This is a genomic window from Luteimonas sp. R10, assembly GCF_045689605.1.
Lineage (GTDB): Bacteria > Pseudomonadota > Gammaproteobacteria > Xanthomonadales > Xanthomonadaceae > Luteimonas.
Window position 1 is genome coordinate 1,549,014 of the sequence record NZ_CP141262.1, and the last position, 17,471, is coordinate 1,566,484.

Here is a 17,471-nt window from a genome sequence, read left to right on the forward strand (position 1 = left end):
GAGTCGCGACTTCCGTCGCTCCCACAGGGGGGCCGCGGTGGAGTGCCCGGTTGGCGCGACGCGGGCGGACGGTGGCGGTTCTTCGGCGCCGGCTTGCACGGGCGGGCCGATGAACGCCCGCAATCGGCCGCCCGAAGCGTGCGCCCGTGCTCGGCGGGACTGCGGCCGGGCCGTGAGACAATGGCCGTTCCGATCCCGAATGGTGGCATGGCCCGCATGAAGTCTCTCCTGTTCGTCCTGCTCGGCGCTTTCAGTCTCTCGGCCTGCGCGCAGTCTCCGGCGCCCGGCGATGGCGACGGTGCCGCGGAGCCTGCCGCCGCCTCGGCCGAGGCGGGGAGCGAGGCCGATGCGGGAACGGCCGATGGCCGCGCCGTGGCGGCGATCCGCAAGCTCAATCCGCAGGTCGCGGTGGACCGGGTGGCTGCGGCGCCGATCGACGGGTTCCGCGAAGTCGTGGTCGGCGGCCAGGTGCTCTACGTCAGCGACGATGGCCGCTACCTGCTGCAGGGTTCGCTGTTCGACATCGAGGCGCGCAAGGACCTGAGCCAGGCCGGCCTGGCGCAAGTGCGCCGGGAGCTGATCGCCAAGGTGCCGCAGAGCGACCGCATCGTGTTCGCGCCGGACGATCCGGAGTACACCGTCACCGTGTTCACCGACGTCGAGTGCGGCTATTGCCGCAAGCTTCACCAGGAAATCGCCGAGTACAACCGCCAGGGCATCGCCATCGAGTACCTCGCCTTCCCGCGCATGGGGCCGGCCAGCCCCGACTTCGAGGAGATGGTGTCGGTGTGGTGCGCGGAAGACCGCCGCCAGGCGCTGACAGACGCCAAGAGCGACAAGCGCGTGCCCAAGCGCAACTGCACCAATCCGGTGGCGATGCACTACGCGCTCGGCCAGCGCATCGGCCTGACCGGCACGCCGATGATCGTGACCGAGTCGGGCGTGCAGATGCCCGGCTACATGCCGCCCAAGGCCCTGCGCCAGGCGCTCGAGCAACTGGATGCGGAGGCGGCAGGCGGCTGAACCCTGCATGCCGCCACGGCCGACGGAACCGGGCGTCGGCACGTCCGCTACAATAGCGCCCCCGCCCCACACGCCTCCCCGGACATGATCGTCCTAGAGGGCCAGCCGGCCCTGTCGCCGTTCCGCCTGGAACGGCTCGAATCCCGCCTGCAGGCCCTCGTTCCGTCGCTGCGCATCGTCGATGCGCGCCACGTGTACTGGATCGATCCGGAGGCCGGTGCGCAGCCGGACGCGGAGGCGCTGCAGCGCATCCTGCAGGCCGCTGCGGGTCCGGCGCCGCGCGGCGATGGCGCGATCACCCGCCTGGTCGCCCCGCGCCTGGGCACGATTTCCCCCTGGGCCAGCAAGGCCACCGAGCTGCTGCGCGATGCAGGCCTGCGGCTGCATCGCGTCGAGCGCGGCGTCCGCATCGACCTTTCCGGCTGGCCGCATGCCGCGGCCGCCGCCGAGATCGCCGCGCTGGAGCGGCGGCTGCACGACCCGATGACGCAGTCGCTGCTCGATTCGCACGAGGCGGCCTCGGAACTGTTCGCGGTCCCGGAGCGCGGCATGCTGGAACGGGTCGCGCCGGACGACCTCGAGGCCGCCAATGCGCGCCTCGGCCTGGCCCTGGCCGCGGACGAGATCGAATACCTGCGCGAGCGCTACGGCGAACTCGGCCGCGATCCGTCCGACGTCGAACTGATGATGTTCGCGCAGGCCAATTCCGAGCACTGCCGCCACAAGATCTTCAATGCCGGCTGGACCGTCGACGGCGAGGCGCAGCCGCAGTCGTTGTTCCGCATGATCCGCCACACCCATGCGCGGACGCCGGAACACACGCTGTCGGCCTACAGCGACAACGCCGCGGTGGTGGAGGGCCATGCGACGCGGCGATTCCGCCCCGATCCGGCCACCGGCGAGTACCGCGCCGAGCCGATGGCCGAGAGCGCGTTCTGCATCAAGGTCGAGACCCACAACCACCCCACCGCGATCTCGCCGTTCCCGGGCGCGGCCACCGGCGCCGGCGGCGAGATCCGCGACGAGGGCGCGACCGGCCGCGGCGGCAAGCCCAAGGCCGGGCTTTGCGGCTTCTCGGTCTCGCACCTGCGGATTCCGACGCTGCCGCAGCCATGGGAGCAGGCGCGCACGCTGAATCCGCGGATGGCGCCGGCGCTGGAAATCATGCTCGACGGGCCGATCGGCGCCGCGGCTTTCAACAACGAGTTCGGCCGGCCCAACCTCAACGGTTACTTCCGCAGCTTCGAGCTGCCGCAGGATCCCGGTCTTGCGTGGGCCTACGACAAGCCGATCATGCTGGCCGGGGGACTGGGCGCGGTCGACCGTCCGCTGGTGCAGAAGAGGACCCTGTCGCCCGGCGATGCGGTGATCGTGCTCGGCGGCCCGGCGATGCTGATCGGCCTGGGCGGCGGCGCCGCCAGTTCGGTCGCCGGCGGCAGCAGCGCCGAGGACCTCGATTACGCCAGCGTGCAGCGCGACAACCCCGAGATGCAGCGCCGCTGCCAGGAGGTCATCGACCGCTGCGTGGCGCTGGGCGCGGACAACCCGATCGTGTCGATCCACGACGTCGGCGCCGGCGGCCTGTCCAACGCGATCCCGGAGCTGCTGCACGATTCCGGCGTCGGCGGCGTGATCGACCTGGGCAAGGTCCCCAGCGACGATCCCTCGCTGTCGCCGATGCAGCTGTGGTGCAACGAGGCGCAGGAACGCTACGTGCTCGGCATTCCCCGCGATCGCGTGGGCGTCTTCGCCGCCCTGTGCGAGCGCGAGCGCTGCCCGTTCGCGGTGGTCGGGCACGCCACCGCCGAGCAGCGGCTGGTGGCCGGCTACGGGGCGTCCGTGACCGAGGGGCCGGGTCCCGAGTCCCGGCAGTACCCGATCGACCTTCCCATGGACGTCCTCTTCGGCAAGGCGCCGAAGATGCACCGCGATACCGCGCATCCGGCGCATGCGCGCTGGCCGGCGGTCAACAGCCGCGGGCTGGACCTGCACGACGCCGGCCTGCGCGTGCTGGCCCACCCGACGGTGGCGGCGAAGAACTTCCTGGTCACCATCGGCGACCGCAGCGTCGGCGGGCTGACCGCACGCGACCAGATGGTGGGCCCCTGGCAGATGCCGGTGGCGGACTGCGCGATCACCCTGTCCGGCTACGACGGCGACGCCGGCGAGGCGATGGCGATCGGCGAGCGCACGCCGCTGGCGCTGCTCGACGCCGCCGCGGCCGCGCGCATGGCGGTCGGCGAGGCGATCACCAACCTGTGCGCGGCGCCGGTCGAGACCCTGCACCGGATCAAGCTGTCGGCGAACTGGATGGCCGCCGCCGGCCACGACGGCGAGGACGCGAAGCTGTTCGAGGCGGTGAAGGCGGTCGGCATGGAACTGTGCCCGCAGCTCGACCTCAGCATCCCGGTGGGCAAGGACTCGTTGTCGATGCAGGCGCAATGGCGGTCGGAAGCCGGCGAAACGCAGCAGAGCGTTTCGCCCGTCTCGCTGATCGTCAGCGCCTTCGCCCCGGTGGTCGACGTGCACGCCCAGCTCACGCCGCTGCTGTCCGGGCGCCGCGACACCGAGCTGTGGCTGATCGGCCTGGGCGCCGGCAAGCAGCGGCTGGGCGGCTCGATCCTGGCGCAGTGCCACGGCGCGTTCGGCGGCGCCTGCCCGGACCTGGACGATCCGTCGCGCCTGCGCGCGTTCTTCGAGCTGATCCGCGCCGCGCGCGAAGCCGGCCTGCTGCTCGCCTATCACGACCGCTCCGACGGCGGCGCCTTCGCGGCCCTGTGCGAGATGGCGTTCTGTGCCCATGTCGGCCTCGACATCGATCTCGACGGCTGGGGCGATGACCGCAGCGAGGACGTGTTCCGCACGTTGTTCAACGAAGAGCTCGGCGCCGTGGTGGAGATCGCCGCGGACGATCGCGTCGAGTTCGCCGACCTGGTCGCGCGCCATGGCCTGATCGAATGCGCGCAGCGCATCGCGCGTCCGACCGGCGCCCCGGTGGTGCGGGTGCTCGACGACGAGGACGTGCTGGCGGAGTGGCGCTGGGAGGCGTTGTTCGACGCCTGGTGGTCGGTCAGCCATGCGATGCAGCGGTTGCGCGACAACCCGGCCTGCGCCGACGAGGAGCGCGACGGCGCCCGCCGGTTCGATGCGCCGGGTCTGCAGCCGGTGCTCGCATTCGATCCCGACGACGACATCGCGGCGCCCTTCGTCAACACCGGCGCGCGGCCGCGGGTCGCGATCCTGCGCGAGCAGGGCGTCAACGGCCAGATCGAGATGGCAGCCGGCTTCGACCGCGCCGGGTTCACCGCGGTCGACGTGCACATGAGCGACCTGATCGCCGGCCGCGCCAGCCTCCACGACTTCGCCGGCCTGGTCGCCTGCGGCGGCTTCAGCTACGGCGACGTGCTCGGCGCCGGCCGCGGCTGGGCGACGTCGATCCTCGAGCATCCGGCGCTGCGCGCCGCGTTCGCCGCGTTCTTCGCCCGCGACGACCGCTTCTCGCTCGGCGTGTGCAACGGCTGCCAGATGTTGTCGCAGCTGCGCGACATCATCCCCGGCACGCAGCACTGGCCGCGGTTCCTGCGCAATCGCAGCGAACAGTTCGAGGCGCGGCTGGGCTTGCTGGAAGTGACCGACTCGCCGTCGCTGTTCCTGCGCGGCATGGAAGGCTCGCGCATCCCGGTGGCGGTCGCGCATGGCGAGGGCCGGGCCGCATTCGACGGCGACGCCGATCCGGCCACCGCGCCTGTCGCGCTGCGCTACGTGCAGGGCGACGGCAGCGCCGCCATCGCCTATCCCGCCAATCCCAACGGTTCGGTGGACGCGATCGCCGGCCTGTGCAGCGACGACGGCCGCGCCACGATCGTGATGCCGCATCCGGAGCGTACGCTGCGCGGCGTCAACTTCAGCTGGCAGCCGCCGTCCTGGGGCGATACCTCGCCGTGGCTGCGGATGTTCCGGAACGCCCGCGCCTGGGTGGGCTGACGCCGGCCATGGCGGGCCAGCGGTAGCCTCCCGCCGGCTGCCGCCCGACGCGGCGGTCCCGGCTTTCGATTCGCGACGACTTCGCCTGCGCTCTCAACAAGCGCGGGGAAGCCCTTGCCTGCACTTCCGTTTTTTGATTCGACCGGGGGCGGTTCCCTCAGTCGATGCGCGATCCGCATCAATAATCGGACTTCTGTCACATTTTTGTGTTCTTTCCATGCGACAGATGGCGCGACGCAGCAAAACTTGACGCAGCGCGTCAGTCGCTGCGAGTATCGAGCCACTCTTCCGGCTGACTGCTTGCCGATGCGGGTTGGGGCTCGAGCGACCGCATCGCGAGGAACAGCAGCCGGATCACATGGGTCGTGGGGGAGCACTCAGGTTGATTGATCCATTCCATCCGCACGAACGCGGCGCAGCCGCGTCTCCGGAATTCCTTTCCGGGATCGAGTCCGAGTGAATCGAACTAGGGCCGCGCATGCCTTGCATGCGCGGCCTGTTTTTTCTGCACATACAACCGATCAAAACCGAGGGGCAGTGTCGATGAATCGCATCTATCGAAAGGTTTGGAACGAATCGCTGGGCCAGCTGGTCGTGGCCTCGGAGCTGGCATCGGGCGATAGCGCAGGAAAGCGTTGCGACGACGGTACCTCGGCTCCGCGCCGCACTTCCCTGGCGGTCGCGCTGAGCGTGCTGCTGCTCGGCATGGCGTCGCCGTTGGCGATCGCCCAGTCGGTGGAAATCGGCGGCAACGAAGATTGCGAAACCCTGCCCGGCGGCGTGCCCACGCCCGACAGCTGCGCCGTGTCGGGCAGCGCCGACGCTTCCGGCAGCAACGCGATCGCGATCGGCGCCGGGTCGGTTGCCGGCGGCGGCAACGCGGTGGCCGTGGGCCAACTGGCCAATGCGAGCGGCGTCGATTCCACCGCAGCCGGATCCCGCGCCATCGCCTCGGGCGCGGGTTCGACCGCGACCGGCGCCGGCGCCCAGGCGACGGCGGTGAGCAGCACCGCCGTCGGCGGCAACAGTCGCGCGATGGCCACCAACACCGCCGCCTTCGGCGCCGGCGCGCTCGCGCAGCAGACGGCGAGCACCGCACTCGGCTCGAACGCGCAGGCGCTCAACAATTGGAGCACGGCGGTCGGCTTCGCGGCGCAGGGCCGCGCCGACGGTGCGACCGCGGTGGGCCGCAACGCCGTCGTGCAGGCCGGCGCCGGCAACGCCGTCGCGCTCGGCCACGGTGCGATCGCCGACCAGGCCGATACGGTTTCCATCGGCACCGGCGACGCCGCCGGCCCGGCGGGTGCGCCGGCCACGCGTCGCCTCGTCAACCTGGCCGCTGGCGTCGACGATACCGACGCCGTCAACGTCGCCCAGCTCGAGGAAGTGGCCGATACCGCGGAGGAAACCAGCAACTACTTCCAGGCCAGCGGCGCCGGCAGCGCCCTGGTCGACGGCGACGAATCGCTCGCCGCCGGTTCTGGGGCGACGGCGGAAGGCGGCTACGCGACCGCGGTCGGCTCCGACGCGCTGGCGCTGGCCGACGGCGCATCCGCCTTCGGCAGCGGCGCGTTCGCGCTCGGCGAATACGGCACGGCGGTGGGCTACGGTGCCACCGCTTCGAGCGACGGCACGGTCGCACTGGGCGCCTTCAGCGACGCCGCCGGTGCAGTCGCCACGGCGGTCGGGGCGGAGAGCAGCGCCGCGGGCGAATCCGCGGCGGCCTACGGCTACGCGGCCGAAGCCGGCGGTGACTACTCCACCGCAGTCGGCGGCTACGCGACGGCGACGGGCTTCAACAGCACGGCGCTGGGCAACTACAGCCAGGCGTCCGGCTCGAACAGCCTGGCGGTGGGTTCGGACAGCGTGGCGGACGGCGACGACAGCGTCGCCGTCGGCCGGGGCGCACAGGCGAATGGCGTCAACGCCGTGGCGGTGGGCGGCGCGTCCTTCGGCCTGTTGCCGACCGAGGCGTCGGGCGACTATTCGACCGCGGTGGGTGGCGGCGCCTGGACGCCGGGAACCAATGCCACGGCACTGGGCAACCTGTCGACGGCGAGCGGCGAGAACAGCATCGCTCTGGGTTCGGACGCGGAGGCCTCGGCCGCGGGCAGCGTGGCCCTGGGCCAGGGCTCGGTGGCGGACCGGGAGAACACGGTCTCGGTGGGATCGGCCGGCGACGAGCGCCAGATCGCCAACGTGGCGGCGGGCACCGAGGGCACCGACGCGGTGAACCTCGACCAGCTGGAAGAGGCCACGGCGAGCACCAAGTACTTCCAGGCCACCGGCGAGGGCGAGGCTTACGCCGACGGCGTCGATTCCACCGCGAGCGGATCGGACGCCTACGCCGAGGGTGACTACTCGACGGCGACCGGTTCGAGCAGCTACGCCGCGGGCCAGGGCGCGTCCGCGTTCGGCAGCGGTGCACAGGCCTGGGGGCAGTACGCCACGGCCTCTGGCTACAACGCGGTGGCCGAAGGCGATTCGAGCACCGCGGTCGGCGGCTGGCTGTACTACGAGGATCCGAACACCGGCGAGGTACTGCTGGATCAGACCACCACGGCGCTGGAAGTGGGCGCCTCGGCATTCGGTGCCGGTGCGCAGGCCAACGGTGCGTTCAGTACCGCGACCGGCGCCGCGGCCGTCGCCAACGGTCTGCAGACCACCGCGCTGGGCTACAGCAGTTCGGTGACCACGGATTACGCGACGGCAGTGGGTGCCTTCAGCAACGTGACCGGCACCTACGGCACGGCTGTGGGCTATGGCAGCACCGCGAGCGGCGACTACGGGCTGGCGGTGGGCGGTATCGCCGATTACGGCGACCTGATCATCGGCTTGCCGGGATTCATCCTGCAGGCCACCGAAGCCACGGGCGTGGCCTCGACCGCGCTGGGGAATGGCGCCCTGGCGACTGGGTTGGGTGCGACGGCAGCGGGAACGCTGGCCGAGGCGACCGGCGTGCAGTCGACCGCGCTCGGCGTCCTGGCGGCGGCCTACGGCGACGGATCCTCCGCGCTCGGCAGCGGCAGCTACGCGCAGGTCGAGAACGCGACCGCGGTGGGTTTCCTCGCCAACGCGGCGGCGGTGAACAGTGTCGCGCTGGGTGCGGGCTCCGAGGCCGACCGCGAGGACACGGTCTCGGTGGGCGCGGCGGGCGCCGAGCGCCAGATCGCCAACGTGGCGGCGGGTACCGAGGACACCGATGCGGTGAACCTGGCGCAGCTGGAGGCGGTGACTTCCAGCACGCAGTACTTCCAGGCGACCGGCGAGGGCGAGGCCTTCGCGGACGGGACCGATGCCACGGCGGCCGGCTCGAACGCGTATGCGGAAGCGGACTACGCCACCGCGGTCGGTTCGACCAGCAGCGCCTACGGCACGGGCGCCTCGGCGTTCGGCTCGGGCGCGATCGCGGGCGGCCAGTACGCGACGGCGTCGGGCTACAACGCGGTGGCCACGGGCGATTCGAGCACGGCGATCGGCGGCAGCCTGTACTACGAGGACCCCGAGACGGGCGAAGTGTTGCTGGACCAGACCACCACGGCGTCGGAAGTGGGGGCTTCGGCGCTGGGCGCGGGTGCGCAGGCCAACGGTGCGTTCAGCACCGCGACGGGCGCGGCGGCGACGGCCGACGGCCTGCAGTCGACCGCGACCGGCTACAGCAGCAGCACCGCCGGCGACTACAGCACGGCGAACGGCAGCTTCAGCAGTGCCGGCGGTTACGGTGCGACGGCGCTGGGCTACGGCGCCGACGCGTCGATGGACTACGCCACGGCGGTGGGCGTGTCGGCGGTGGCCTCGGGCGTGAGCAGCGTGGCGCTGGGCGAGTTCAGCGAAGCCACGGGTGACGAGAGCGTGGCGGTGGGCGGCAGCACGTTCTTCGGCTTCATCCCGGCGCGCGCGTCGGGCACGGGTGCGGCGGCGTTCGGCGCCGGGGCCTGGGCGACGGCGGAGTACACGACCGCGATCGGCTGGAACAGCTGGGCGGACGCGGACGGCGCGACGGCGGTGGGCGAGAGCGCGACCGCCTCGGCGATCAACAGCGTGGCGCTGGGCGCGGGCTCGGAAGCCGACCGCGAGAACACGGTCTCGGTGGGATCGGCGGGTGCCGAGCGCCAAATCGCCAACGTGGCCGAAGGCACCGAAGACACCGACGCGGTGAACCTGGCGCAGCTGGAGGAGGCGACGCAGTACAACCAGTACTTCAAGGCGACCGGCGAGGGCGAGGCCTTCGCGGACGGCATCGACTCCACCGCGAGCGGATCGGATGCCTTCGCCGAAGGCGATTACTCGACGGCGACCGGTGCCTCGAGCGGCGCGTACGGTGCGGGCGCCTCGGCGTTCGGCAGCGGCGCGCAGGCGTTCGGCCAGTATGCGACGGCATCCGGCTACAACGCGGTGGCCAACGGCGACTCGAGCACCGCGGTCGGCGGCTGGCTGTACTACGAGGATCCGGAGACCGGCGAGGTGCTGCTGGACCAGACCACCACGGCGCTGGAAGCGGGCGCCTCGGCGTTCGGCGCCGGTGCGCAGGCCAACGGTGCGTTCAGCACCGCGACCGGCGCAGCGGCGACGGCCGACGGTTTGCAGTCGACGGCCACCGGCTACAGCAGCGCGGCCACCGGCCTGGCTTCGACCGCCAACGGCGGTTTTGCCGACGCCAGCGGCGACTTCGCCACTGCGCTGGGCTACGGCGCCGAGGCGAGCAATACGCGCACGACTGCGGTCGGCATTTCTTCGGTGGCCAGCGGTACCAATGCCACGGCGCTGGGCAACACTTCGACCGCCAGCGGCAGCGCCAGCGTGGCGCTGGGCAGCAGCTCGCGGGCGACCACGCTCAACAGCACGGCGGTGGGCGGATCCTCATGGGCGACGGCCGATAACACCACGGCGGTCGGCCAGCTCGCCTGGGCGACCTCGGTGGGCTCGACCGCGATCGGCCGCGACGCGTATGCCTATGGCGGCATCAACGCCACCGCGATCGGCCTGAACGCCTGGGCGAACGGCGCCAACAGCGTGGCGCTGGGCGCCGGATCGCGCGCCAGCGCGGAGAACGTGGTATCGGTGGGCAACGGCACCGGGGCGGGTGGCTATCCGGAGACGCGGCGCATCGTCAACGTCAGCGACGGCGTCGACGACACCGACGCGGTCAACATGGGACAGCTCAACGAAGTGGCCGAGGGCGCGGCGGAAACGGCCCGCTACTTCAAGGCCACCGGCGAGGGCGAGGCCTTCGCGGACGGGACGGACGCGACCGCGGCCGGCTCGAACGCATACGCGGAGGCCGACTACTCGACCGCCTTGGGCGCCTCGAGCGGCGCCTACGGCGCGGGCGCCTCGGCGTTCGGCAGCGGTGCGCAGGCGTTCGGCCAGTACGCGACGGCCTCCGGCTACAACGCGGTGGCCACGGGCGACAGCAGCACGGCGGTGGGCGGCTGGCTGTACTACGAGGATCCGGAGACCGGCGAGGTGCTGCTGGACCAGACCACCACGGCGCTGGAAGTGGGCGCCTCGGCGTTCGGCGCCGGTGCGCAGGCGAACGGTGCGTTCAGCACCGCGACGGGCGCAGCGGCGACGGCCGACGGCCTGCAGTCGACCGCGACCGGCTACAGCAGCAGCACCGCCGGCGACTACAGCACGGCGAACGGCAGCTTCAGCAGTGCCGGCGGTTACGGTGCGACGGCGCTGGGCTACGGCGCCGACGCGTCGATGGACTACGCCACGGCGGTGGGCGTGTCGGCGGTGGCCTCGGGCGTGAGCAGCGTGGCGCTGGGCGAGTTCAGCGAAGCCACGGGTGACGAGAGCGTGGCGGTGGGCGGCAGCACGTTCTTCGGCTTCATCCCGGCGCGCGCGTCGGGCACGGGTGCGGCGGCGTTCGGCGCCGGGGCCTGGGCGACGGCGGAGTACACGACCGCGATCGGCTGGAACAGCTGGGCGGACGCGGACGGCGCGACGGCGGTGGGCGAGAGCGCGACCGCCTCGGCGATCAACAGCGTGGCGCTGGGCGCGGGCTCGGAAGCCGACCGCGAGAACACGGTCTCGGTGGGATCGGCGGGTGCCGAACGCCAGATCGCCAACGTGGCCGAAGGCACCGAAGACACCGACGCGGTGAACCTGGCGCAGCTGGAGGAGGCGACGCAGTACAACCAATACTTCAAGGCGACCGGCGAGGGCGAGGCGTTCGTGGACGGGACCGATGCCACGGCGGCCGGCTCGAACGCGTACGCGGAAGCGGACTACGCCACCGCGGTCGGTTCGACCAGCAGCGCCTACGGTACGGGCGCCTCGGCGTTCGGCTCGGGCGCGATCGCGGGCGGCCAGTACGCGACGGCGTCGGGCTACAACGCGGTGGCCACGGGCGATTCGAGCACGGCGATCGGCGGCAGCCTGTACTACGAGGATCCGGAGACCGGCGAGGTGCTGCTGGACCAGACGACGACGGCGAGTGCGGCAGGCGCGTCGGCGCTGGGCGCGGGTGCGCAGGCGACCGGCGCGTTCAGCACCGCGACCGGCGCGGCGGCCTCGAGCGATGGGCTGCAGGCCACCGCCACCGGCTACAGCAGCATGGCCGCGGGCGACGGGTCGGCGGCTTACGGCGGCTTCAGCGTCGCCGGCGGCTTCGGCGCGACCGCGCTGGGCTACGGTGCGGAAGCCTCCGCGGACAACGGCACCGCGGTGGGCTTCGCGTCCAGCGCCAGCAACTTCGACGCGACGGCGATCGGCGCCAACTCGATCGCCAGCGGCGACAACAGCGTGGCAGTGGGCGGTGCGTTCTTCGGCCTGGTGGCGACCGAGGCGTCGGGCGACTATTCGACCGCGGTGGGCGGCGGCGCCTGGACGCCGGGAACCAATGCCACGGCACTGGGCAACCTGTCGACGGCGAGCGGCGAGAACAGCATCGCCCTGGGCTCGGACGCGGAGGCCTCGGCCGCGGGCAGCGTGGCCCTGGGCCAGGGCTCGGTGGCGGACCGGGAGAACACGGTCTCGGTGGGGTCGGCCGGCGACGAGCGCCAGATCGCCAACGTGGCGGCGGGCACCGAGGGCACCGACGCAGTGAACCTCGACCAGCTGGAAGAGGCGACGGCGAGCAACAAGTACTTCCAGGCGACCGGCGACGGCGAAGCCTTTGCGGACGGCATCGACTCCACCGCGAGCGGATCGGATGCCTATGCCGAAGGCGACTACTCGACGGCGACCGGTGCCTCGAGCGGCGCGTACGGTGCGGGCGCCTCGGCGTTCGGCAGCGGCGCGCAGGCGTTCGGCCAGTATGCGACGGCATCCGGCTACAACGCGGTGGCCAACGGCGACTCGAGCACCGCGGTCGGCGGCTGGCTGTACTACGAGGATCCGGAGACCGGCGAGGTGCTGCTGGACCAGACGACCACGGCGCTGGAGGTGGGCGCCTCGGCGTTCGGCGCCGGTGCGCAGGCCAACGGTGCGTTCAGCACCGCGACCGGCGCTGCGGCGACGGCCGACGGCCTGCAGTCGACCGCGACCGGCTACAGCAGCAGCACCGCCGGCGACTACAGCACGGCGAACGGCGGCTTCAGCAGCGCCGGCGGCTACGGTGCAACGGCGCTGGGCTACGGCGCCACCGCGTCGACGGACTTCTCGACGGCAGTGGGCCTGGATGCGACCGCCAGCGGCCTGGGCAGTACCGCGGTTGGCGGCCTCGCGGACCTGGTGCCGGGGCTCGGCTTCCTGGTTCCCGCCGCGGCTGCCGGCGATGCGTCGTCCGCCTTCGGTTCCGGTTCGGGTGCTTGGGGCGACTACAGCTCCGCCATCGGCGCCCTGGCCCAGGCCGACGGCGTGGAAGCCACGGCGCTGGGCTACTTCGCCTACGCGCAGGCCGACAATGCCAGTGCCCTGGGCGCGGAGGCGTGGGCCAGCGGCGCGAACAGCACGGCACTGGGCTACTACAGCACCGCGTTCGGCGCGGACAGCGCCGCGTTGGGCGCCAACTCCCTTGCGGACGCGGACAACAGCGTCGCGCTGGGCAACGGGTCGGTGGCCGACCGCGACAGCACCGTATCGGTGGGCACGGAAGGCGGCGAGCGCCAGATCGTCAATGTCGCCGCGGGCACCGAGGAGACCGATGCGGTGAACCTCGGGCAGCTCAACGACGCCGCCGACGGCGCGCTTCTGGCGGGCCGCTTCTTCAAGGCCACCGGCGACGCCGACGCCTATGCGGCGGGCGAGGAATCCACCGCAGCCGGCGCCGGCGCGATGGCCGATGCCGATTACGCCACGGCCGTGGGCTCGAACAGCAGTGCCTATGGAGCGGGTTCGTCGGCGCTCGGAAGCGGCTCCATGGCGATGGGAGACAACGCCGTCGCGGTCGGCTTCAACAGTTCGGCGGCGGCAGACGGCGCAGTCGCAGTGGGCGGCCTGGGGCAGGCGTACGACCAGTACAACAGCCCGATTCTCGACGAGGACGGCAACCCGGTGCTGGTCGCGACCCAGGCCGAAGTCAACGGGACCGCGGTGGGCGCGGGCGCCCTGGCCACCGGATCCAACGCCTCGGCGTTCGGAAGCGGTGCGCAGGCGCTGGGTGGAGACAGTTTCGCCGGTGGCATGAAGGCGCGCGCCACCGGGAGCTGGAGCACGGCGATCGGCAGCAATGCCTGGGCCAGCGGCGGCGACGCCACCGCGGCCGGTGCCTACGCCTGGGCCACCGCGAACGGCACCACTGCGTTCGGCACCTCGGCGTGGGCGACGGCGACGAACGCGTCGGCGTTCGGTTATGGGGCTTGGGCCGACAGCGCCGGCGCGACGGCTGTCGGCATGGATACCTGGGCGAGCGGTGTCAGCGCCGTCGCCGTGGGCCGTGGCGCGCTGAGTACCCAGGACTACGCGATCGCGATCGGCGCCACCACGCTGGCCGACGGCGTCAACGCGATGGCGCTGGGCCGCGGCACGCTGAGCCTCGCCGACAACGCGGTCGCGCTGGGCTGGCGCGCCACGGTGGCTTCGAGCGGGACCAACAGCCTGGCGCTCGGAGCCAACGCGTATGCCGCGGCGGCCGATAGCGTGGCATTGGGGGCGGGTTCGCATGCCGATCGACCCAACACGATCTCGGTCGGCGCTTCGCAGTCCTGGACGGACGAATACGGCGTCGTGCACGAGGCGACCCAGCGCCAGATCACCAACGTGGCGGCGGGCACCGAGGACACCGATGCGGTGAACGTGGCGCAGCTGAACGAGGTCGCCGGCAGCGTCGGCGATCTCGCCGAGAACGCGCTGGTCTACGACGACGACAGCAAGTCGTCGGTGACCCTGGCGGGCGAGGACGGCTCCGTGGTCACCAATCTGGCCGCGGGCGCGGTGAGCGCCGGCAGCACCGACGCGGTCCACGGCGGGCAGATGTACGCCGCGCTGCAGAGCGCGGCGGATGCGCTCGGTGGCGGCGCGACGGTCACCGCGTTCGGCACGGTGGCGGCGCCGACCTACTCGATCCAGGGCTCGAACTACTACAGCGTGGGCGACGCGCTCGGCGCGATCGATGCGCGGATCAGCATGCTCGACCTGCGCGTGAGTGCGGTCGCGGGCGATGGCAGTGGCGGCAATGGCGGCAACGGGAGCATCGGCGATCGCGCCGCGGTCGGCGGCAAGGCGACCGACAACGGCGCGCAAGTGGGCGAGGGCACGAACGGCGTCGCGGTGGGCGCCAACGCCGCCGCCAACGCCGAGAACGGCACCGCGATCGGCGGCGGCGCCTACGCCCATGGCCCGAACGACACCGCGATCGGCGGCAATGCGCGCGTCGATGCCGACGGCAGCACCGCGGTCGGCGCCAATGCCGCGATCACGGCCGCCGCCCCCAATGCGGTGGCGATGGGCGAGAACGCGAGCGTCAGCGCGGCCTCGGGCACCGCAGTCGGCCAGGGCGCCTCGGTCACCGCCGAGGGGTCGGTCGCGCTGGGCCAGGGATCGGTCGCCGATCGCGCCGGCACGGTGTCGGTCGGCAGTGCCGGAAACGAGCGCCAAGTCACCAATGTCGCCGCCGGCACCGCCGATACTGATGCCGCGAACGTGGCCCAGGTGAGGTCCGGTGTTGCGGAGTCCAAGGCCTATACGGACGCGCAGGCGGCAATCTGGAACGACAACTTCGAAGCCTTCCAGGGCGACGTCGAGCGTCGTTTCCATGACCAGGACCGTCGTATCGATCGCCAGGGCGCGATGGGCGCGGCGATGCTGAACATGGCGACCAGCGCCGCCGGCATCCGCACCCAGAACCGGGTCGGCGTCGGCGTCGGATTCCAGGGCGGCGAAAGCGCATTGTCGGTCGGCTATCAGCGCGCAATGAGCGATCGCGCGACGCTGACCATCGGTGGCGCGTTCAGCGGCGACGAAAAGTCGGTCGGCGTGGGTGCCGGTTTCGGTTGGTAAAGGATGTCGGCGGAGCGGCCCCGTTACCGGAGGGGGCTCAGGAAGGACGGTCCGCCATTTCGTGTCAGCAAAGACAATTCACAAATCGTGAGGAGAAGTTTTGATGTCGATGAAGCGTAAGAGCCTGTTGTGCGCCGCGATTGCCGCGGCCATCGGAATGCCGGCCGCGTTCGCCGCCGGTCCGAAGGCGGTGATCGGCGACTCGAAGATCGATCAGCCTGCCGCTGCCGCGCAGGCGGGCGCGCGCGTGATCGTGAAATATCGCGATGGCAGCCTGGAAAGCACCAGCAACATGGCCAAGGCTCGTGTCGTCGAGTCGGCCGCGGCGCGTTCCGGCGCGAGCATGAAGGCCGGGCGCGGTGCCGCCGTGTCCGCCACGCACATGCGCCGGCTCGGCGTCGGCGCCGACCTGCTGCGCCTGTCGCAGAAGCTCGACCGTGGCGCGCTGGAGACCCTGGTGCGCGAGATCTCGGCCGATCCGGCGGTCGAATACGCGGTGATCGACGAGCGCGACTACGCGCTGGGCTCGGCCACGGACGCGCAGCCGCAGTTCACCCCGGACGACCCGTTCTTCGCCCAGTACCAGTGGAACTTCCGCACCGACAACCCTGGCGGCATCGATGCCGAGGGCGCCTGGGACGTGAGCACCGGCGACGGCGTGGTGGTGGCGGTGCTCGACACCGGCATCCTGCCCGAGCACCCCGACATGTCCGGCGGCCAGCTGCTGGAAGGCTACGACTTCATTTCCGACACCTTCGTGTCGCGCCGCGACACCGACGACCGCGTCCCCGGCGCGCTGGACTACGGCGACTGGAATCCGGTCGCGAGCGAGTGCTATGCCGGCTCGCCGGTGCAGGACAGCTCCTGGCACGGGACCCACGTCGCCGGCACCGTCGCACAGACCACCAACAATGCGCTGGGTGCGGCAGGCCTCGCACACGGCGCCCAGGTGCTGCCGGTGCGCGTGCTCGGTCGCTGCGGTGGTTATCTGTCCGACATCACCGATGCGATCGTCTGGGCGTCGGGCGGCACCGTCGACGGCATCCCGGCCAACGAGAACCCGGCCGAGGTCATCAACCTGAGCCTGGGCGGCGGTGCGCCCTGCGATGCGGTCTACCAGAGCGCGATCGACACCGCGGTGGCCAACGGCAGCACGGTGGTGGTCGCCGCCGGCAACAGCAACGCCAACGTCGTCAACTTCCGTCCGGCCAGCTGCGACAACGTGGTCGTCGTCGGCGGCACCCGCATCACCGGCGGCAAGGCCTCGTACTCCAACTACGGGGACCTGGTCGACCTGTCGGCGCCGGGCGGCGGCGGCAGCGCGGATCCGGGCAACGGCGGCTGGGACGGCTTCATCCTGCAGGCTGGTTCCGATGCGGCGACCACGCCGGATTCGGGCGATTACCTCTACACCGGTTATACCGGCACCTCGATGGCCTCGCCGCACGTCGCGGCGGTGGCGGCGCTGGTGCAGAGCGCGCTGGTCGCGGCGGAGCGCGATCCGCTGAGCCCGGCCGAGATGGAAGCGCTGCTGAAGGATTCGGCGCGGGCGTTCCCGGTGTCGATCCCGACCAACACGCCTCTGGGCGTCGGCATCGTCGATCCCACCGCGGCGCTGGATGCCGCGCTTGAAGAGCCCTGCGACCCGGAAGTCGAGGTGTGCGGGCCGGATGCCATCGACCTGCTGAACAAGGTGCCGGTCCGCGGCCTGAGCGGGGCGGCGGGCAGCGAGGCGCTGTACGCGATCGAGGTCCCGGCCGGCGTGAACGGTCCGCTCAGCATCACCACCAGCGGCGGCAGCGGCGACGTCTCGCTGCACGTGAGCCTGGATGTCGAGCCGGAAGCCGGTGCCGGGGACTGGAACTCGACCCGTCCGGGCAACAGCGAGGTGGTCCGCATCAACGGCCCGGCGGCCGGTGTGTACTACGTCAAGCTGGTGGGCGTGCGTGCGTTCAGCAACGTCACGCTGCAGGCGCGCCACAACTGAGCTCCGTAGTTCCCGTGCGACCAGGAGAACCCCGGCTTCGGCCGGGGTTTTTCTTTGGCCGCGTGGCGAGGGCGCGTTCAGGCCTCGGCGC

General features: G+C 71.8%; 4 protein-coding genes. All 4 read left to right on the forward strand.

Annotated elements, in window-relative coordinates; genetic code table 11:
* The first annotated feature begins 216 nt into the window (after nucleotides 1-216).
* The gene (locus U3649_RS06540) at nucleotides 217-1,023 is read left to right on the forward strand and encodes a thioredoxin fold domain-containing protein (protein WP_407354556.1); all 807 of its coding nucleotides are present in this window, start codon (nucleotides 217-219) and stop codon (nucleotides 1,021-1,023) included.
* Nucleotides 1,024-1,107: 84 nt separating this feature from the next.
* Nucleotides 1,108-5,007: a phosphoribosylformylglycinamidine synthase gene (gene purL / locus U3649_RS06545; protein ID WP_407354067.1), complete on the forward strand. Its 3,900-nt coding sequence runs from the start codon at nucleotides 1,108-1,110 to the stop codon at nucleotides 5,005-5,007.
* Nucleotides 5,008-5,550: 543 nt separating this feature from the next.
* Nucleotides 5,551-15,393 (forward strand): ESPR-type extended signal peptide-containing protein, encoded by a 9,843-nt coding sequence (locus tag U3649_RS06550; RefSeq protein ID WP_407354068.1) that lies wholly within the window; start codon nucleotides 5,551-5,553, stop codon nucleotides 15,391-15,393.
* A 103-nt stretch (nucleotides 15,394-15,496) separates the two neighbouring features.
* Nucleotides 15,497-17,380 carry a S8 family peptidase gene (locus U3649_RS06555; protein ID WP_407354069.1) on the forward strand — a complete coding sequence of 628 codons (1,884 nt, stop codon included), beginning with the start codon at nucleotides 15,497-15,499 and terminating at the stop codon, nucleotides 17,378-17,380.
* The last annotated feature ends 91 nt before the right edge of the window (nucleotides 17,381-17,471 follow it).